General features: G+C 50.5%; 17 protein-coding genes. 7 read left to right on the plus strand and 10 right to left on the minus strand.

The genetic code is table 11. The annotated features are described in order from the left end of the window. The first annotated feature begins 237 nt into the window (after nucleotides 1-237). Nucleotides 238-564 (plus strand): 2Fe-2S iron-sulfur cluster-binding protein, encoded by a 327-nt coding sequence (locus JQN73_RS09315; protein ID WP_205322772.1) that lies wholly within the window; start codon nucleotides 238-240, stop codon nucleotides 562-564. A 98-nt stretch (nucleotides 565-662) separates the two neighbouring features. Here JQN73_RS09315 and JQN73_RS09320 read toward each other — a convergent pair whose 3' ends face one another. The 5 genes from JQN73_RS09320 to JQN73_RS09340 form a co-directional block, all read right to left on the minus strand. Continuing rightward, complete coding sequence (locus tag JQN73_RS09320; RefSeq protein WP_205322773.1) at nucleotides 663-1,904, minus strand: hypothetical protein; 1,242 nt, start codon at nucleotides 1,902-1,904, stop codon at nucleotides 663-665. A 249-nt stretch (nucleotides 1,905-2,153) separates the two neighbouring features. After that, nucleotides 2,154-2,870, minus strand: a complete 717-nt coding sequence (locus tag JQN73_RS09325; RefSeq protein ID WP_205322774.1) for a hypothetical protein — start codon at nucleotides 2,868-2,870, stop codon at nucleotides 2,154-2,156. Between the two features lie 351 nt (nucleotides 2,871-3,221). Then, complete coding sequence (locus tag JQN73_RS09330; protein WP_205322775.1) at nucleotides 3,222-3,761, minus strand: hypothetical protein; 540 nt, start codon at nucleotides 3,759-3,761, stop codon at nucleotides 3,222-3,224. Then, a complete protein-coding gene (locus JQN73_RS09335; RefSeq protein ID WP_205322776.1) occupies nucleotides 3,758-4,036 on the minus strand; it encodes a DnaJ domain-containing protein in 279 nt (92 codons plus the stop codon). Before JQN73_RS09335 ends, JQN73_RS09330 begins: the two co-directional genes overlap by 4 nt. 333 nt (nucleotides 4,037-4,369) lie before the next feature. After that, nucleotides 4,370-4,900, minus strand: a complete 531-nt coding sequence (locus JQN73_RS09340) for a hypothetical protein (protein WP_205322777.1) — start codon at nucleotides 4,898-4,900, stop codon at nucleotides 4,370-4,372. A 319-nt stretch (nucleotides 4,901-5,219) separates the two neighbouring features. Here JQN73_RS09340 and JQN73_RS09345 point away from each other — a divergent pair, with 319 nt between their 5' ends. Next, the gene (locus JQN73_RS09345) at nucleotides 5,220-6,776 is read left to right on the plus strand and encodes an EAL domain-containing protein (RefSeq protein ID WP_205322778.1); all 1,557 of its coding nucleotides are present in this window, start codon (nucleotides 5,220-5,222) and stop codon (nucleotides 6,774-6,776) included. Between the two features lie 64 nt (nucleotides 6,777-6,840). Here JQN73_RS09345 and JQN73_RS09350 read toward each other — a convergent pair whose 3' ends face one another. Continuing rightward, a complete protein-coding gene (locus JQN73_RS09350) occupies nucleotides 6,841-8,340 on the minus strand; it encodes a DHA2 family efflux MFS transporter permease subunit (protein ID WP_205322779.1) in 1,500 nt (499 codons plus the stop codon). Between the two features lie 929 nt (nucleotides 8,341-9,269). On the opposite strand from JQN73_RS09350, the gene JQN73_RS09355 reads away from it, so the two are divergent. Together JQN73_RS09355 and JQN73_RS09360 are read left to right on the plus strand one after the other, a co-directional pair. Further along, nucleotides 9,270-10,352 (plus strand): calcium:proton antiporter, encoded by a 1,083-nt coding sequence (locus JQN73_RS09355; protein WP_205322780.1) that lies wholly within the window; start codon nucleotides 9,270-9,272, stop codon nucleotides 10,350-10,352. Nucleotides 10,353-10,706: 354 nt separating this feature from the next. Next, nucleotides 10,707-11,225, plus strand: coding sequence for a hypothetical protein (locus JQN73_RS09360; RefSeq protein ID WP_205322781.1), 519 nt, complete (start codon nucleotides 10,707-10,709; stop codon nucleotides 11,223-11,225). A 122-nt stretch (nucleotides 11,226-11,347) separates the two neighbouring features. On the opposite strand, the gene gorA is transcribed toward JQN73_RS09360, so the two are convergent. Further along, on the minus strand, nucleotides 11,348-12,709 hold the full coding sequence (gorA, locus tag JQN73_RS09365) for a glutathione-disulfide reductase (RefSeq protein ID WP_205322782.1): 1,362 nt from the start codon (nucleotides 12,707-12,709) through the stop codon (nucleotides 11,348-11,350). A gap of 313 nt (nucleotides 12,710-13,022) precedes the next feature. Continuing rightward, a complete protein-coding gene (locus JQN73_RS09370; protein ID WP_205322783.1) occupies nucleotides 13,023-13,424 on the minus strand; it encodes a DUF4148 domain-containing protein in 402 nt (133 codons plus the stop codon). A gap of 289 nt (nucleotides 13,425-13,713) precedes the next feature. On the opposite strand from JQN73_RS09370, the gene JQN73_RS09375 reads away from it, so the two are divergent. The 3 genes from JQN73_RS09375 (at nucleotide 13,714) to JQN73_RS09385 (ending at nucleotide 17,533) form a co-directional block, all read left to right on the plus strand. Beyond that, nucleotides 13,714-14,541, plus strand: a complete 828-nt coding sequence (locus tag JQN73_RS09375) for an AraC family transcriptional regulator (protein WP_205322784.1) — start codon at nucleotides 13,714-13,716, stop codon at nucleotides 14,539-14,541. A gap of 313 nt (nucleotides 14,542-14,854) precedes the next feature. Continuing rightward, on the plus strand, nucleotides 14,855-16,057 hold the full coding sequence (locus JQN73_RS09380) for a glycerophosphodiester phosphodiesterase family protein (RefSeq protein WP_205322785.1): 1,203 nt from the start codon (nucleotides 14,855-14,857) through the stop codon (nucleotides 16,055-16,057). 222 nt (nucleotides 16,058-16,279) lie between these two features. After that, complete coding sequence (locus JQN73_RS09385) at nucleotides 16,280-17,533, plus strand: 6-phosphofructokinase (RefSeq protein ID WP_205322786.1); 1,254 nt, start codon at nucleotides 16,280-16,282, stop codon at nucleotides 17,531-17,533. 141 nt (nucleotides 17,534-17,674) lie between these two features. On the opposite strand, the gene JQN73_RS09390 is transcribed toward JQN73_RS09385, so the two are convergent. Beyond that, complete coding sequence (locus JQN73_RS09390; RefSeq protein WP_205322787.1) at nucleotides 17,675-18,001, minus strand: barstar family protein; 327 nt, start codon at nucleotides 17,999-18,001, stop codon at nucleotides 17,675-17,677. A gap of 184 nt (nucleotides 18,002-18,185) precedes the next feature. After that, nucleotides 18,186-18,761 carry a DUF4234 domain-containing protein gene (locus JQN73_RS09395; RefSeq protein ID WP_205322788.1) on the minus strand — a complete coding sequence of 192 codons (576 nt, stop codon included), beginning with the start codon at nucleotides 18,759-18,761 and terminating at the stop codon, nucleotides 18,186-18,188. Nucleotides 18,762-18,779 lie beyond the last annotated feature (18 nt).

An 18,779-nucleotide genomic window follows, 5' to 3' on the forward strand; every position in this document is an offset into this window, starting at 1 on the left:
TTGTAGAGACACCTTGTTATGAAGAAAGTGGACCAATATGAGAGTCACTTTACTCCGCTGCATCGTCACCTTCATGATAGTCGGCTCGACTTATTTGTCGTATAGCAACTATCAAAAAAATAGCCTTAACGATATGTGGTACCAAATGCCCATCGGCGGTCCGAATTAGAATGCGAGGGTTCGGTGGCTGAGTCTGTGGCAAAGAATCAAAAAATTTTTAGAATCGGTTGAAAGCCTATGCGTCAGCCCGGTAAGCAGCCCGCACTATCGCTGGGCGAACCATTTGCGATCAGGGTCGAGCCCAAAGGCTTCGCGTTTGAATCGACCAGAGACATCACATTGCTGGAGGCCGCCCGAACGAGTGGCATTATCTTCCCCAGCTCATGCAGAAACGGGACGTGTCGCACCTGTCTTTGTCGCATGGCGAGCGGTCGAATTCGATATGATATCGAATGGCCTGGTTTAAGCGCAGACGAAAAATTCGACGGCTACATTCTCCCGTGCGTGGCCCATGCAGAATCGAATCTGGTGCTAGAGGTGCCGCTGGCGATGACGTTGAAATGATGTGGCAGCTCTGTGCCAGGGCGTTCAAGCCACGCCGACGCGCTGATCAAGTGCCAGGCGGCGGCCATGCAAGCGTCTCTCGGCCTCGGCGGCGATTTTTAAGCAGCTTTTTTCCTGTCCAGGCTCGCTGACTTCAGCTTGACGTTGCAATTCTCTTTCAGAAATTTTAGTGCGCTGAGATATTTGATGTCGTCGAGATCGAGTAGATACGCGGTGGCTTCCGGCAAAAACTCCTCTTCCCAAAGTGATAACAGATTTTCTTTCATCTCAAATGGTGCCGCGGACGAAATGAAATCGGCCACTGCTGCGCTATTAAAACCATGCTGGCGTACCTTGCGCGTGATCGATTTTGCTTCCGCTTCTGAAATGATCGTTTTAGGCTTAATTTCGGCAGCGATACACAAAAAAGCGGTAAGACGTGAAAAGGGATCTTCTTTTCCGCCTGTGACCCGGCGCCATTCCTCCGACATTAAGGTATCGAATTCCTCGACATCGTCCATCCCGCTTTCGCGCACGAAGTAACGCAATTCGACGGTGTTACGTAATTCGTCGAGTGCAATAGCGCTGTTGGCAATCAGCGGCGCGTCGTGTTTTTCGATCTCTCTACGCACTTTATCGCTAATTTTAATAAACTCTTCCGGTATATCATCGAGGAGTTTTTTGGCTATTTTCAGCTTGCCGATGGAAGCGGCCTGTGCGCGGATTGTGCTCAATAAGGTCGCAAAAGCATTTCGGTTAGGGAAACTGTCTGCCCCGGCGGCGCGTACCAACAGTGCACTGCGTATCACCGTTTCGGCACTGGTAAATTCCAGTGCCGAACGCGGCAGCGCCATACTTTTGGCAAACCAGGTGGCCGCTGCCAGAGTATTGGCGTCTTCTTCGCGGGTTTGGCGCTCCTTGCGATAGGCAACTAATGTATAAGGCTTGACCAAGGTTCGCTCATCCTGGAAGCTTTTTACATCCTGACTTTTTACGTCGCCAAACACCGCGCAGTCAGGCAATGCATGCAACGCCTTCAGCATTTCGTTGCCACCTCGTGAATGTGACAGGAATGTGTTGTCGCGTAATGATATGGCCGCTGGTTCGAGGTCGCCGTTGCAGGCGTCTTCAAGAAACAGGCTAATCAGATTGACCATCCTTTTTCGGGCATTGTCGAGGTCGGTATGGAGATGGCTAGAGCCGAAGAAATCGGCTATCTGCACTGAACCTTTCGCCCCGTCGGCAATGATCGTGCGACATTTCTCCTGATCGATGATGTCTTTTTGCACGCCGTAACTCAGCGCTTTTTCAAAAAAAGGGCGCTTATCGACGGTGGCGATAATACGATTATGATCGGTCATAGCGAGACATTTATAAGTTGGTGACGAGCGAATGAGAAAGCTAAAGGATCGACGACTATTCGCTACCGAATAACTGTAGGGTCTGCCAGACAATCCGGGACCGGTTCAGCGCAATAACGAGCAGCAACCAAGAAATAAATCCCATTCTTCTTGTGCGCGGAAGCGTTTTAGTTGTTGAAGTTAATCAGTGCGAAAGGGGGGGGCGTTGAAAGACCGCGAACGCAGGCATCACAACGTACCACACCACCGTTAAAGCGCTGACTCTTCGGAAGGATCGATCGCGATGGGTGGTTTGACCGGCTTTTTGACCGGCACCGGCGCGTCTTCTTCGTATTCCAGAGCGGCTTCGAGTTGTTCGAGACGCTCTAATTCGGCTTCGCGCCGCTTGCGCTCGATGCTACGTTTCTTGAGCGTCGGCCATACCTGTTCAAAAATGTCTTCGTGCTCATGCTTAAGCAACCAGGTCAGTTCTTTCCAGTCGCGATCCGCTACTTCGGATTTTTCAACGGCGTCACGGTCTTCGTTAAAATTGACGTTAAACGTGTCAAACGCAGCAAAGTGGGTGACTTCGTCGTCGCGATCCGACAGGTAATCGATAAACGCTTCGTAGCCGCCTTCGTGCTCTGCGATTGCTTCGATAAAATCGCTGGTTTTCGTATCGTCGCGGAACAGCACGGAATTCATCATGCCGCGCAGACGAACGTGGGTATGATCGGCGTACAGTTTTTCGATAACCACCGCGCGCGCAAATTGCTCCGGGGTTACCAGCAAATTCACCACCGATTCCTTTGAAGTATCGTACTCGCGGATGACGGCAAGTAAATCTTTCGGCGGCATTTCCTCCAGCACAGCGACCAGGGCGTAATCGCCTTCAGTCTCAGCCAAACTAACCAGTGCAAATTCGGCACCCGCAATATCGCCTTCGCGGATCAGATTGGCTGCTTTAACGATAAGCGCGTTTGTCATGGTTTTCTTTGTAAAAGGACACAAAAATAGGAGCAATGGCAGCAAGTGTGATTGCGGGATTACTTGCTCTACCGCATCAGGATAGAACTCAATTGAGCGTTGGTATCAGACCTCAGAGGTCTTGTTCATCAGGTTATGGTGCGGCATTAATGCAGCGTAAATACGGCATAAATACGGCATTAATACCGCATTAATACGACAGCAATGCGGCCATCTCTCATCGAATAACTAGTCGGGCGTTGCGTAGCTGGCACCTCAAGGCTCGGCCAGGGAGCGCAGACAATTTTCGGGGGTGCGCACCGCAGATGCAATCTCACGGTGTGCAGCAGGTCCCGAACGAAGTCCTCAACCTTAGTGACGATCAAATCCTTGCTCAGCCAGCCAGTCAGCGCCTTCGGTTTCAAGATCCTGGTCGCGATCTTCATCGCGCTCAACCTCGTCCACACTGTCGTCCGACTCGTCGATACCGGCTTGATTTGCATAATCACCGTGATAATTGCCGTTGCTTTTTTCGTAGAGATATTCAAGGCAAACCGTGGTAATCAGGAAGCTTTCGCCGCCGCTTTCCTTCAACGCAATCGCTACCAGCTCTTCAGCCCAGGGCGAGAACTCTACCGTGGCAGCAATCTCGTCCCACGCCGGAAATTCTTCCAGCTCATTAGTGGACAACAGAACCATTGCATGCGGATTAGGAAAACTCACGCCGCCGTGAAACGCGACTGCGACCATTTCTGGTGCGGTGTCGATCATCGGCATCATCAGGGCGAACTGCGAACGCTTGGCTTTGAGTCGCGACTTGAGAATATCGTTCCCCTCAGAGTCGGAGCGTAAGTCTTCCAATTCAGCCTGATAGGCTTTGGTCAAGTCTTCAAAATAGGAGGAAAGCATCATTGCAAAACCTTGTTTATATAGGTGGTCCAGATTTGTTGCGCCGTTTCGATGGGATTTTCTAATAAACTGCGCCTTCGGTTCTCATCGTAGTCGCGGCGCTTGGCTTCATCTGATAACAGGTCGTATGCTTCCTGCACCTGGCGAAATTGCGCCGGTGCGTCGGGTGACGTATTTCGATCAGGGTGAAATTCTGAAGCTTTTTTGCGGTAAGCATTTTTTATCGCGCTAATCGACGCATTACTTTCGGTGCCGAGAACGGCGTAATAGTCTTTCATAGATCCTTAGACCCGTATTTGAGCCATTAGTTTTACGTCCGCATCATCGCGCGCTAATGCTTTGCATGTCTACGCGGATTACCTTTGGAGATAAGTTGCTTAAATTGCATTTATTTTTTCGCGGGCAGTCTATTAGTGTACTCAAACCAAGTTGTAAAGTCGATGGTCAAGGTAGCAACTTTTGAATATATGATGGCGTGCTACCCATCCAGCAAGGCTAAAGCAAGGTAGAGGCAAGGCAAAAGCAAGGCAAGAGCAAGGAAGAGACAAGGATCGATCGGGTCAGGAGATAAACTTAATTACAGCTATCAACGGCCCTAAAGATCATTTTTGTTAATTCGGCTTACGGAAGTCAGCCTCTACCCAAGCCGTCGCACTGGATTTATTCAGCGTGAAGTTTGCCCTCACCTGCACCTGTGCCAACTGCGTACCGTCTTCATCACACGCGGTCAGCAGGGCGTAGGGAAAGTCATCATCGGGAATCACGTCAAGGGTGACATTCACCGCCGCAGAAGCTGTAGCCACGCTGATCTCTTTATGCAGTAAGGCGTGTAATTGTTGTTCATGCCGCCGCAAAACTTCCGAAGCGGTCTTTACCAGCGTATTAAATGCGTTGGTATCCAGGGGTTTGGGATTCTTCTTGTCACGCCCCATGGTCCACGGTCCGACCAGCGCTGGTTCTGGCTCACCGTCTTTAATCATTTCAACAGCCCATCCCTCGTCGTCCACATTTTTGACAACGCGCGCGGTCCAGCCGACGTCGCGCCACAAACGCGGCTCCTGAATGACGGGGTCGTGGTTATTTTCGGCGTCGTGGTCCGGTTCTTCGGTTATATTCCGGGAAGAAATTGGCAAATCAGTCATACAGTATGGCTCGCAGCTAGGCTTGGGACCGTATACTAGTCGAAATTGCGGGTTACCACACAACGACGGCTGACGTGTCGATAGTAAATAGGTGACAAACCCTTCCGCGATTCGTCGGCAATACGCTTTCTTAATGGAAAAGCAAAATCGCTACGTATCAATAAGGGCAGAACCATATTATATTTTAAATTAGTTGCGCTACGGCATTATAAGGGCTAGTTGTCATGTATCCTCTAAGCATTACAATTAAAAGCCCCGATTCGGCGGACATGAGCACTGCCGTTATCGCGATGTATCATAACGCAGGCAGGAGCGCGATTTGAACCGTATCCAAGTCGTGATCGTCGCGACGCTACTGGCATTAGTCGGTGTAGTCGGTCCGCTTGCATTAACCTTTTTCCTGTCCTGGACCCTCGCGGTTGATGCGGAAAAAGCACACCTCGAAATTCTGACCCAACGCGCACTTGAACGCTCAGTCATCACATTTGCCGGGGCCGCCGGGGCCTTGCATAAATTTGAGCATTTAACTGTCAAGCCCTGTTCGGACGAGCACATCAAGCTAATGCGTCTCATTACTGTCACAACGCAGACCATCGAAGATATCGGTTACATAGAAGACGGTTTTTTGAAATGCACCGCAGGTGGCCCTAATCCTAACCCTATTAAGAAATACCCCGTAGATTTTACGTTCCCGGACGGCATTCAGGCGAGCGTGGGTGTCGCCCCCGAATTCGGCGGTGACAGCAACATGACCAGCCTGTTTTACAAGTCGCACATGGTGCTGATTGCCCCTGGTCGATTTGCCGACATCATGATCGAGCCGGATGTCAATTTAGCCGTTTTGACCTCTTCAGGAAAATTGCTCGGGACGTTGCACAATCCAGATAAGAAGATGGTTGATTCGATTGCACGTACTGGTAAAGGTGTACAGAAAGGAGGGGATATTTTTGCGGTGCTTCGGACTCCGGGGCTAGTTGCCATTGCCATTGAGCCGCGCAGCAATATAGCCGCCCAATTGCGGCGCGAACAAATGGTCCTGCTGCCATTTGGATTCCTCACCGCCTGCCTGATTGTTGCTGCTGTCATCCTATTTTCGCGTAAAAGACTGTCGCCACTGGGCGAACTCAAAATCGGCATTGAACGACGCGAGTTCGTGGTTCACTATCAGCCGATAATGGAACTCAAAAGCGGCCTTTGTATCGGAGCCGAAGCGTTGGTGCGTTGGCGTAGGCCAAAAGGCTGTTTGATGTACCCCGATCTCTTTATTCCATTGGCAGAAGAGAGCGGTTTAATTTTGCCCATCACGGATCAGGTCGTCGAAGCTGTGGTCCATGATATGGAAAAGGTTCTCATCGCCGATCGCAGATTGCACATTTCCATTAACTTCAGTGCGCAAGACATCAAGACAGGGCGTATTCTGACCGTCTTGGGAAGAGCGTTGCGAGATACCGAAATCCAACCGCATCAGATCTGGGTGGAGGCAACGGAACGCGGTTTTATGGACATCAAGGCCGCGCGCGCAACGATCACCCAAGCCCGCAAATTGGGTTACACGGTGGCGATCGATGATTTCGGAACAGGTTATTCAAGCTTGGCATACCTGCAAGGCTTTCCGCTGGATGCACTAAAAATAGATAAATCGTTCATCGATACGATTGGAACCGACTCACCGACCAGCAGCGTGACGCCACATATTATTGATCTGGCTAAAACGCTCGACCTGAAAATCGTGGCGGAAGGAATCGAGACGCAGGCGCAGGCAGATTATCTGTTAATGCTGAAGGTTGATTACGGGCAAGGATGGCTATTTGCAAAGGCGTTACCCGCACCGACGTTCCTCGATTTCTATCGAAAAAATAGCGCTGAATCAGGTTAGGCGTGACGTATAAAAGGTGCTGTAAAAGGTGACGACTCAAACTTTATGTACTCCGCCGCCCGCACTATCGTTTTTTCTGAAAATTCACGCACCCATGCAGGCGCAGCAGAACAAAGGTGCATCCGGTTGCGAGCAGTAAGACAGCTATGATTTGAAAGGTATCGCGAAACGCAAATTGGTAACTTTGGTGCAGAAGCAATGCGAATGGTGCCGTTAAAGTATCCTGTTCGCCCTGATATGGCTGCATCAAATTGGCGTAATAATGTGTTTGCTGCGTACTAACCAGCGTGGTTAGCACTGCGACCCCTAACGCGCCACCAAGGGTGCGCGACACGTTAAACAAAATCGATGCGGAAGCGGCATCGTCCTTTTGTATCGAGGTTGTCGCCAATATGCCTAACGGCGTAAGCATCAGCGTTCCGCCCAAGCCCCGTAAAATTTGGGCGACGATCATCCATTCGTAGTGAAAATTAGTGGACGCAAAGCTCCATGTAACAGCGCTGAGCGCGAAGAGAAAACTGCCTGTGGCGATCAGCACATAAATATTGATGTTCGTTAAAATCCCCGGCATGTACCTCAGTGCGACCAATTGTGCAACACCACCGAAAATAATAACGTGACTGATTTGAATCGGCGAATAGGAGTGAATCGTGATCAGGAAGTACGGAATTAGAAAATAGCAGCCGAATAATGCCGCTCCAGCTAGTAAATTCGCGCTACAGCTGACCAGTAACTGGCGATTTTTTAAAAGAAAAAGATTTACTAACGGTTCTCGCACGCGTAATTCATTGACGACGAAGAGGCTGAGTGCAGACAGCGCCGTCATAGAGAGCATAAAGATAGGTGTCGATGAAAACCATCCTTTGCTGCGGCCCTCCTCAAGCACATACTGAAGGCATCCCAAGCCAACCACAACCGTTATCAGACCAATAAAATCTATTCGCAGTTTTACGCAACGTTGATAAATATCATCCCGCAATCCAACCATCATTAGACAGAGAGCAAGCAAGCCAATCGGCAGATTAATATAAAACAGCGATTGCCAGCCAAATGCCTCTGTCATTACGCCGCCAAGCACAGGACCAAGTGTCGGTGCCAAGGCAACGGTCGCGCCAAACAACGTATTCGCTTTGGTGTGCTCATGGACTGGTAGTTTGATGATAATCAGATTATAGGCAAAGGCCATCAGCGCACCGCCAGCCGCACCCTGAAATGCGCGAAAAATGATCAGACTTGAAAAATTCCACGCTTGGGCGCAGAGAAGCGAACTGAGCATGAACAACGCACAAAAAATAAAAGCGTATCGCTTGGTTCCGAGCGCTTTGAGCAGTAAGCCGGACAGCGGCAAAGTGACAATTTCAGCCATCAAATAAGATGACGATATCCATGAACCCTTCTCGAGCGGAAATTTCATTGCTGTCTGAATCGTGCCTATCGCCGCATTCGTAATCTGGATGTCCATGATGCTCATCAACACCGCGATGATGCTACCGATAAAACTCAGCCATGCCAGAGTGGATTTTTTTTCATATTCTAAGGCTTCAGTGCTGGAACGAGTTGGCATTTATAAGTTTAGAGCGAGAGAACAAAGAGGGCGCTTATCATCGCGCCCGGAAAATTGCCTGGCTATAATGTGGGACGGCACGATGATTGAATGTCGAATAGAACACTACCGATGATAGTTTGTTGGATTTGCGCAAAATCAATCACCTCCGCGTTACGTGAACCGGCTTGGTTTGGACCGCAGAAAAACCGGTGTCAGATGCATTCGCGTCAGTCCAGGCCGTCAGTGTTGCACGTTCATTTGCGCTAATACTTCCTTGAGTTGATCGACAAAAGACTGAACTATTTCTGACGGCAGGTCGCCACGCAGCATGAGCCGAACGCCAGCCTTATCTTCCCTGACGACGGGAATATCCCTGCAGTCAAGGCGCTGCAGGAAATGGCAGGCAATATTGGCTCATTAAAAAGATTTCGTAGTTCCTACTCCAGCTCTTCCATGATGCTCAGGCGAATTTTGTACTCAGCCATCGATAATCCCGTAATACCCTGGCTTCGCAAAGCGTCGATGCCGCCTTGAAGACATCGGGATGACTATTTAACCCTAGATAAGAGCAAGAGCATAAATTGACAAAATTCCTGTCAGTGTCTATGTCACGCAGGTTGTTTTGACCAGCGCTGGCAACCACACGCATACCTATCATGTTCTGTTATCGAAATCACAGAGGGACTCTTCTGATGGACAAGCGCAGCTGCTCCATTACGCTCCTTAGCTTCGAGCCCTTTTTCGTTTCGATAGCTAACGTTACACGCAATCCGGGCCATAATTCGCTGCGTAGCGTGCGATTTAAGTAAAAGTCTAGTGTTCGACTTGTGCGTAACTGATGCGCCAGGGCGAAAGTGGGCCAAGTGATCGCCCCTAAACGTGGACCTTTTCGTGGAAAACCTGGCAGCCGCTTGCCAAAAATCCTCGATTCGTGTCCAATCAGAAACATGAAAAAATTTCCCTCGCTTCCCGTCTGGACCATCGTTGCGCCGATTGCCGCCTGGTTATTGCTAATCGGCACCCGGTTTGATCTGGGTCTTTTCTATACCTTCCTGCTGGTGGTCGGTCTGCTCGGTGGCGTGCTTGCTGCCGTCTATCACGCCGAGGTCGTCGCGCATCGGGTCGGTGAGCCTTACGGCACGTTAGTGTTGGCCCTGGCCGTGACGCTGATTGAGGTCGCATTGATCGTTTCGCTGATGTTGGCCGGTGGAGAGGAAACGATGGGTTTGGCACGCGACACGGTATTTGCTGCCATCATGATTATTCTGAACGGCATTGTGGGTATCTGTTTGCTGGCGGGCGCCAGTCGCCACAAGGAACAGACATTTGGATTGCTGGGCGTCAGCGCTTCACTTGCGACGCTGGCGGCGATTGCGGTTCTGACGTTGGTCCTGCCTAATTACACGTCCAGCGCGGTCGGGCCGTTTTACAGCTCCAGTCAACTTGCCTTTATCGCCATCATTTCTTTGGTGCTGTATGGCACCTTCGTGCTGGTGCAGACGGTGCGCCATCGTGATTATTTTCTGCCCGACGAATCGACCAACGACGAGGAAGTGCACGCCGCGCCGCCGTCCGACAAGGCGGCATGGATCAGTGGTGGTCTGCTGCTGGTTTGCCTGGGAGCGGTCGTTTTGTTGGCAAAATCGCTGGCACCTTCGCTGGAGCTGGCCGTCGCCAGTGCTGGGGCACCAAAAACACTGGTCGGCATTATCATTGCTGCCGTGGTGTTGCTGCCGGAAGGTCTCGCTGCGGTGCGTGCAGCGCGCGCCAATCGCTTGCAAACCAGTCTTAATCTGGCACTGGGATCGGCGTTGGCTAGCATCGGACTGACCATTCCGGCGGTTGCCATTGTATCGCTCACGACGGGGTGGTCGTTATCGCTTGGACTTGACATAAAGTCCACTGTATTGTTGTTGCTGTCTTTTATTGTTGCTACGTTATCGTTAGGGACCGGACGCACAACCGTCATGCAAGGCACGATTCATCTGGTGATTTTCGCCGTATATTTGTTCACCACGATTGTTCCATAGGTCACCGCGCGTAATTCCTGAGCGTAATAAGGGGAATGAGTGGAATAGCATTGCAACTCGTTGCATTTCTGAGGCCAGATCCCTGATTTTGGTTGATTTTTCTGCCCTCCCCAATAAATCTTGCCGAATCCGATGCAAGCCTGGCTTTGCATACGCTTAACGACAAATATGCGCAGTGTAAAAAAATATTTTTCAGTAGTGTGCTCGAAATAAATCGTGTCGGAGGATAATGTCGGTATTACTTAAGTTGCTGACTTGATTTCACCCGGCACCGATAACGCCGAATTTGAGGCAAAATTACTTGCCTCAGGTTTGCCGTGTCGGTTTAGCCATCATTATTGGAAATATTGTATTTTGAAGACGACTAGAAGCAAACGCTGGGACGGCACGATTAACACTCTGTCAGTTGACTACCTTAACGATGTTGCAGGACAAATGGTTGCCTATGGCGATCGCGTACAGTTCGGACTAACTGGTACGGGTCAACGACCGTATTATCAGGTTATTAATAGTTCAGATAAGAAAATGGCGTTTAACAGCACCAATCATCTATTGCATCCGGTTGGTGAAGAATTCGTCGGCAGCAATGGCAGCATGGTCTACACGCTTGATCAAATTAAAGCGGCGATTGCCGGTGTTGGTACGCGTACAACGGCAGTAGCGGCGACCCGCACGCGAAGCGTCGGCGGCACGCGTGCACCGACCGTGAAGATTCAGGACATCATCGATTCTCAAAAATACGATTATTTCAAAGCCCATCGCGACCTCCTGCCACCAACTATTGGCGAGTATTCAATCGAAATCACTGACCTGATGAAATTGGGACAGTCGGCAGAAGAAGCATTTGATGCGGTGATTAAACTGCATTTTTAATGGCGGTGGCTGCAGCACCATCATCGCAGCATCAATAACACGACGCTAACGTAAAAAGAGACCCGAACAGGTCTCTTTTTTTATTTTCTCTGCCGTTATCGTCAATCAATTAAGCGATTTGACTATTTTTCCGGCAATGGCGTCCGCAAGGTGACAAACTCCTCCGCCGATGTCGGATGAATGCCGATGGTATCGTCAAAGATGCGTTTGGTTGCGCCAGCTTTCAGCGCAACCGCAATTCCCTGAATGATTTCACCGGCTTCGGGGCCGACCATATGGCAGCCGAGAACTTTGTCGGTTTCGATGTCGACAATCAATTTCATCAGCGTTTTTTCTTCCGACGCACTGAAGCTTAGTTTCATCGGGCGAAACCGGCTTTCGAAGATGGCGACATGATGGCCCGCATTGCGCGCCTCTTCCTCGCTTAATCCCACCGTGCCGATGTTGGGCAGACTGAAAACGGCCGTTGGAATCATTTTGTAGTCGACCGGGCGATATTCTTCCGGGCGGAACAAGCGCCGCGCGACAGCCATACCTTCGGCTAATGCCACCGGGGTTAGCTGTACGCGGCCAATCACATCCCCCAAGGCCAGAATCGATGGTTCTGTTGTACGGTATTCGTCATCGACTTTAATAAAACCTTTTTCATCCAGGGACACCGCGGTATTTTCAAGGCCGAGGTTATCCAGCATCGGCCGGCGTCCTGTCGCATAAAATACGCAATCCGTTGCTATTTTCCGGCCATCTTTTAGGGTTACCTGAAGACTGCCGTCCGCCTGTTTATCGATGCGCGCAATATCCGCGTTGTACTCGAGCGTCAGCCCTTTTTTGGTCAGCTCTTCGTGCAGGTGTTGCCGTACGCTTTCGTCAAAGCCGCGCAATATTTTTTCCCCGCGGTACACAAGGGTAGTTTCTGCGCCGACTCCGTGAAAGATGGATGCAAACTCCACAGCGATATATCCGCCCCCGACCACTAGCACGCGACGGGGCAATTCTTTAAGGAAAAAGGCTTCGTTTGAAGTGATCGCCAGCTCTTTGCCCGGTATCTCTGGCACATGTGGCCAGCCGCCAGTGGCGACCAGGATGTTGGCGGCGCGGAATTGTTGCCCGTTGATTTCTACGGTATGTGGATCGATCAGACGTGCATGACCTTCCATCAGGGTGACGCCGCTGTTAGCTAATAATGATCGATACACCTCATTGAGGCGATGAATTTCACGATCTTTATTGGTAATAAGCGTGGCCCAATCGAATTTCGGCTTTTCGGTGGTCCAGCCAAAACCGCTTGCCTGGTCGAAATCTTCACTGAAATGCGCGCTGTAAACCAACAGTTTTTTCGGAACGCAGCCGACATTGACACAAGTTCCGCCGAGATAGCGGCTCTCCGCTACCGCAACCCGCGCACCAAAGCCGGCGGCAAAGCGTGCCGCGCGTACCCCGCCGGAACCTGCGCCAATGACGAAAAGGTCAAAATCGAAAGACATATTGCTTCTCCCTAGCCATTTTCGGCTGGTGGTTATTCTGGTTTCGCTCCGGCCCATATGCGCAAAGCGACCGCAAAGAATGATCTTACCCGGTTTAAATAGTGTTTGTTAACTGAAAAAATGGCCCCGGATGAGCGTTAATCTGAACGGGAAACGAGGCCGGGAGCGTAGATCGCACCCAGCCTCGTTTTATCGTATTAATATCATCAATCCAGTAGCGCCAACGCAATTGGCTTTTGAGGCCATCCGCTCAGCCAGCGGTTGATGCTTTAGGTCGACGCATAAGGTCGAGGTTTTGTTCAGGTTGATGCTTTTAATTACTACCGGTCAATTGTTGGTCCGTATCGACATTGGCAGCCGCCAATTCAGCGCGCACTTGCGCACGGGTTTTGGTCGAGGCAACTTCTGATGTCACAGGATATGATGCGTGGCTATAGTTTAGACGCCCCTGATCGCCCGCTTGCGTCAATTCCGCAATCACTTCGGCGCGGGTTTTGGTAGAGGCCACCGCTGGGGTGTTTGGATAAAGTGTATGGCTATAGTTCAAACGCCCCTCGTCACCGGCCTGGGTCAGTTCCGCCACGACTTCTGCGCGAGTCTTGGTGGAGACAAAAGGCGCATCAACCGGATAGCGAGCGTCAGCAAAGGCAGAACCCGCAATAGCGGCAGTAGTTGCAACAAAGGCTGCAGTAAGAGCAAATTTTTGGATGTTCATTTTTTTCTTTCAGTAATAGCGCAAGAGCATTGGAGCTTTATCGATAACCAATAGAGCAATTATTAAAGACAATGTCGGAGCAACGCCCGTCAGGCAAAATTGCCCGGTGGGATAAATCAAGGTCAATTCGTTAAAATCAGTTGCTCTTATTGAGAGCGTTGAGAGCGGTTAAATTCGGTTGATCGGTTGGAGTGCTAAGTGCATGAGTAGAATCATGCCATTGAAAGTGATACTATTTGTCATCAATAGTCTTCTAAATAATGCAGTTAGTATCAAAGTGAGAAATTAAATGGATCGCTTATCACCGTTGTTTGCACGATTTGCCCCCTCGGCGCGGGTATTTCATATAGGTTCACTATGTGGAAGCGCCGACGCCGATCTGACCGAGGGCAACGGGCATATTCATCTCATCAGCACCGGCCGTCTGACGGTTTTCCGTCCGCGCCTTGACCCCATTATTATTACCGAGCCATCGGTGTTGTTTTTCCCGCGGCCGAGTGCGCATCGGCTGCATGTAGAGGAACGCGACAATACTGAAATGGTATGCGCCACGATTCAATTCGGCAACGGCCTGGAAAATCCCGTGATGCGGGCGCTACCGGAAGTCATGGTGATACCGCTCGAGTCGGTACCCAGTCTCAAGCCGATGTTGGCGTTGTTGTTTGCGGAGGCGTTTTCTGATAAATGCGGCCGTCAGGCTGCGATTGACCGCCTCACGGAATATTTGATGGTCCTGCTACTGCGCCATGCGATGAGTAACAAGTTGGTCGGTGGGGGTATTTTGGCGGGCCTCGGAGATCCGCGCCTGGCCAAAGCCATCACCGCCATGCATGAGCGTCCCGAACAAAGTTGGTCGCTGGAGCAATTAGCCGAATCCGCAGGTATGTCCAGAGCGCGTTTCGCAGTCCACTTTCGCGAGACGGTCGGCATGACACCGCTGGATTATCTGACAGACTGGCGCGTTGGCGTGGCGCAGGTATTGCTGCGGGCCGGTCAGTCGTTGAAACTGGTCGCGCCCGCTGTGGGCTATATGAGTCCAACTGCATTTACCCGCGTGTTTAGTCAGCGCATCGGCGCTTCTCCAACGGAATGGCTGGCCCAGATCGCGGTGGCCTGATAAAAAATCCACACTATCCTGACGGCTGCGGACAGCGCAATTTTTAAACCAATGCACGCGGGCGGCGGTGCACTTTCTGTCAGGCGTAGGTTAGTCGAAAGTAGGGCACTCCGAGTACGCGAACTGGTTACGCACTAATCACCAACTAATCACCCACCAGTCACGCACGAGTCACGCACGAGTCACAAACCGGTCATCACGGGGTCATCCAGCGAGTGTTTACTACATTATCTAATAAGCTATCAATTTTCGGCATTTTTTAACCGTGCCAAAATGATGCCGGTAACTCCCGTAAACCCATCTCAAAGGCTCTATGAAACGATCACTCACCGTTACCGCTTCCCTCATCACCGCCACGCTCTTGATCGCGGGGTGCGCAGGCAATAGCGGCAATTTGCAAGCTGCTGGAAATGCCGGTCACCTCAAAACGTTGGATGGCAGCGCGCCTTTGATTGTCGGGCATCGAGGATTGCCGGGTCTTTATCCCGAAGAAGTCATTGCAGGCTACCGCGCTGCCATTGCCGCCGGGACCGATGCGCTCGAACTCGATCTGCAATCTTCCAGCGATGGGGTTTTATTTGCCTGTCATAACGTCTTTTTAAGTGACACCACCGACGTCGCCAACCATCCCGAATTCGCCTCGCGCAAAAAATCGCGCATGGTCGATGGCGTGGCGACCGGTCCTGAATGGTATTTCAGTGATTTTACCGCCGCCGAATTAAAGACGTTGCGGGTCAGACAGCCGATCGCCACGCGGAGCAAACAATATGACGGGATGTATCCGCTGGCCACGTTCCAGGAAGTGATTGATCTCACCAAAGAGACCATCGCAGCCAATCCTCAGCGCAGAATGTTTATTTATCCGGAAACGAAAAATCCGATTTATCAACGTCAGTTAGGTGTGCCGCTGGAAGAAAAATTGCTGGCAATGCTGATCAAAGAAGGTTGGAACACGCCGGACTCACCGGTTTTTGTGCAGTCGTTTGAGCCAGCCAGTTTAAAAATGATGCGCAAAATGGGTTTGAAAACCAAGGTTGTGCAATTAATTGACGGTGACGGCACCAACTTCAAAACCGGCGCCATGACTTATGGCTCACCGGATACCGCCAAACCGTTCTCGTGGCTGCAAGCCAACGATCCTCACACATTTGCTGCCATGGTCACGCCAGCTGGTCTGGCAGAAATCAAGACCTATGCGGATGGTATCGGTCCGTGGAAACTGTATATTCTGCCACCGCAAGGCGTCGATGCTGCCGGTAACGCTGTCAAAACCCTGGATCAGGCTTCCAACATGGCGCCGACAACGCTGGTGGCCGACGCCCATAAGGCTGGTTTATTTGTTCACCCATATACCTTCCGGGATGAGGCAGTGCGTTTAACCAAAACCTATAACGGCGACCCTAAAGCGGAATACAAGGCGTATTTCGATCTCGGCATTGACGGCGTCTTTACAGATTTCTCGACAACGGGCCGCGTTGCATTAACCGAGTGGATGAAAACCAACGAAGCCAAATAAGAAGTTAATGGGCAAGTTAACGCACGGAAACGGTAATAGTAATAGTAATAGTAATAGTAATAGTAATAGTGAGCACTATCCCGTTCGACTTGCCCGTTCGCGCCGCCTTGGTGGGCGGCGCTAATAAATCAAGCCCGAGCACCGACTGGAAACGATTGCAATCTGCCGCACAACTGGCAATACTGCTTGGGTGAATGCATCGACAACTCGGAGAATAAATCCATGGCTAAAAAGAACGCCTTTTACGCGCAATCCGGTGGCGTTACTGCCGTCATCAATGCTTCCGCCTGCGGGTTAATTGAAACGGCGCGCAAGCACAAAGACACCATCGGCAAAGTCTATGCTGGTCGTAACGGCATCATCGGCGCCCTGACCGAAGACCTGATCGACACCACCAAAGAATCTGTCGCCGACATCGCAGCCCTGCGGTTTACGCCCTCAGGTGCATTTGGCTCGTGTCGCTATAAATTGAAAAGTCTCGAAGCCAACAAGCGTGAATACGAACGACTGATCGCCGTCTTCAAGGCGCATAACATTGGCTATTTTTTCTATAACGGCGGCGGCGATTCGGCGGATACCTGCTTCAAGGTTTCACAGCTTTCTGAAGCTTTGGGCTATCCGGTACAAGCCATCCATGTGCCGAAAACGATCGATAACGATCTTCCGATCACCGACTGTTGCCCCGGCTTTGGTTCGGTCGCCAAGTACGTAGCCGTGTCGACACTGGAAGCCTCATTCGATGTGAAATCGATGGCAAAAACCTCCACCAAAATTTTTGTCCTTGAGGTGATGGGCCGCCATGCCGGCTGGATTGCGGCCGCAGGCGGGTTGCTCATCGATCATAATATTCCGGTCGTGATTCTATTTCCGGAAGTCGTCTTCGATCAGAAAAAATTCCTTGCCAGGGTCGACGCAAACGTTAAAAAATTCGGCTACTGCACCATCGTCGTCTCCGAAGGTTTCCATTACGCGGATGGCAGATTTCTCGCAGAACAAGGCAGCACCGATGCGTTCGGTCACGCCCAGTTGGGCGGTGCAGCACCGGTCGTCGCAAATATCATCAAGGACGCGTTAGGCTACAAATTTCACTGGGCAGTGGCGGATTACCTGCAGCGCTCAGCCCGCCACATCGCCTCCAGGACCGATGTAAAGCAGGCCTATCAACTCGGTCAGGCCGCGGTTGAACTGGCCGTAAAAGGTCGCAACGCCGTGATGCCGACGATTCAACGCCTGTCTGACGTTCCCTACAAATATCGGATTGGCGTGGCCGATCTGAAAGACGTGGCAAACGTTGAAAAGTTTATGCCCAAAGACTTTATTAGCCGCGACGGGTTTGGAATCACCGAGAAATGTAAACGTTATCTGTTACCGCTGATTCAAGGTGAGGACTATCCGCAATACCTCAACGGCTTGCCGCAGTATGTGACGCTTAAGAACATAGCGGTGCCAAAGAAGTTGGCGACATTTAAGGTGTAACTGGAGCGTGTACGCTGGTTATTAATTATTATCAAGGATTACCAATAAGTACCAATAAGTACCAAAGATAATCAACAATAAGCAGCGTGCATCTATCGTCGCAACGTGTGTGCCCGTAAGGTCTCCGTCCAGTCTGAGTACTTATACCAAACGTAAGACCAGCGCGGCTTTTTCGCCATAGTCGTCATAGCGCTCATTAATCGCGCTGACGCAAAACGCCAGTTCCTCCGCGATCTCCGGTGATTGTTGCTGCAACAGCGCGCTATCGTGTACTTCGATGATCAACGTTTCATCCGGCTTCAATCGAAATTTGCTCATACTTTCATCGTCGCGCAAATAGCTCAGACAATCTATCCAGGCACTCATATTGCGACCATAAAAGTCAGGGAAGCCGAAGATTTTCTGGGACTCGGTATGAAAAGCGTCCCAATCGGTCAGCAGGCTACCGTCTAAACGAACTGTTGGCATGGTGGTGTCTCGGTAGGACTTGTTGGAATTAGGGACCCACAGCAAAAATACCCTGGGCGAGGATAGATTTTACCGGATTCATACCGTCAGTAGCGAGCGATTGGTGGCGTAGCTTGGAAGTAGAGTAAAGAGTGGCTTGACGTTGGTACCGAGATTAGTTAACAGACTTTCGAGAAATGTAAATTTATTTGGTTGGCAGGAAGCTACCGAGCACAGTCAATAACAACAAGGGACCGCCTAAGACGATGGTCAGCCAATTTAATGCGCTGAAACGATTATTCTTGTCATGATCTGGTGCGACTGCATCATTAATCTGATTTACGCGGATTTGCACAGGCACAAAGATGATTGGCGCGCTCAATGAAATGAGCAAATAAAAGCCTCCAAAAAAATGACTAATAAGCGCTGCAACAATCCAGGCTACGGCTAACAGACCCGCCTGTAGGTTACTCCGATTCGCATTCGGTATTTTGAAATCGCGGATCTTTTTGAACATCTGATAGCAAAAGAAAAAAGCGAAGAACGCCCGTGCGAAAGGTAAAACATTGATCTGTTCTCGCTCTTTGACAAGTTGCCAGTTTCGATAGAACCAGTAAATTGGGTAAAGCCCGAGGGTACAAAACGACAACACGAGAAGCTTGTGGATTGAAATAGCGAAAAATGGTGTTTCCGCTTCCGCTGCGCTCTGGTGGGCTACAAGTAAATGCGATGGCGTCTCGGGAATACTACTGTGTATGAGTCCAAGATGATATATGTTCAAAATTAATTTCTTTGCTGA

Origin of the sequence: Glaciimonas sp. PAMC28666 (assembly GCF_016917355.1) — a bacterium.
Lineage (GTDB): Bacteria > Pseudomonadota > Gammaproteobacteria > Burkholderiales > Burkholderiaceae_D > Glaciimonas.

Coding starts and splice junctions, on each gene's coding strand:
- JQN73_RS09315 (WP_205322772.1), top strand. CDS start 238: ATGCGTCAGCCCGGTAAGCAGCCCGCACTATCGCTGGGCGAACCATTT.
- JQN73_RS09320 (WP_205322773.1), bottom strand. CDS start 1,904: ATGACCGATCATAATCGTATTATCGCCACCGTCGATAAGCGCCCTTTT.
- JQN73_RS09325 (WP_205322774.1), bottom strand. CDS start 2,870: ATGACAAACGCGCTTATCGTTAAAGCAGCCAATCTGATCCGCGAAGGC.
- JQN73_RS09330 (WP_205322775.1), bottom strand. CDS start 3,761: ATGATGCTTTCCTCCTATTTTGAAGACTTGACCAAAGCCTATCAGGCT.
- JQN73_RS09335 (WP_205322776.1), bottom strand. CDS start 4,036: ATGAAAGACTATTACGCCGTTCTCGGCACCGAAAGTAATGCGTCGATT.
- JQN73_RS09340 (WP_205322777.1), bottom strand. CDS start 4,900: ATGACTGATTTGCCAATTTCTTCCCGGAATATAACCGAAGAACCGGAC.
- JQN73_RS09350 (WP_205322779.1), bottom strand. CDS start 8,340: ATGCCAACTCGTTCCAGCACTGAAGCCTTAGAATATGAAAAAAAATCC.
- JQN73_RS09355 (WP_205322780.1), top strand. CDS start 9,270: ATGAAAAAATTTCCCTCGCTTCCCGTCTGGACCATCGTTGCGCCGATT.
- gorA (WP_205322782.1), bottom strand. CDS start 12,709: ATGTCTTTCGATTTTGACCTTTTCGTCATTGGCGCAGGTTCCGGCGGG.
- JQN73_RS09370 (WP_205322783.1), bottom strand. CDS start 13,424: ATGAACATCCAAAAATTTGCTCTTACTGCAGCCTTTGTTGCAACTACT.
- JQN73_RS09375 (WP_205322784.1), top strand. CDS start 13,714: ATGGATCGCTTATCACCGTTGTTTGCACGATTTGCCCCCTCGGCGCGG.
- JQN73_RS09380 (WP_205322785.1), top strand. CDS start 14,855: ATGAAACGATCACTCACCGTTACCGCTTCCCTCATCACCGCCACGCTC.
- JQN73_RS09385 (WP_205322786.1), top strand. CDS start 16,280: ATGGCTAAAAAGAACGCCTTTTACGCGCAATCCGGTGGCGTTACTGCC.
- JQN73_RS09390 (WP_205322787.1), bottom strand. CDS start 18,001: ATGCCAACAGTTCGTTTAGACGGTAGCCTGCTGACCGATTGGGACGCT.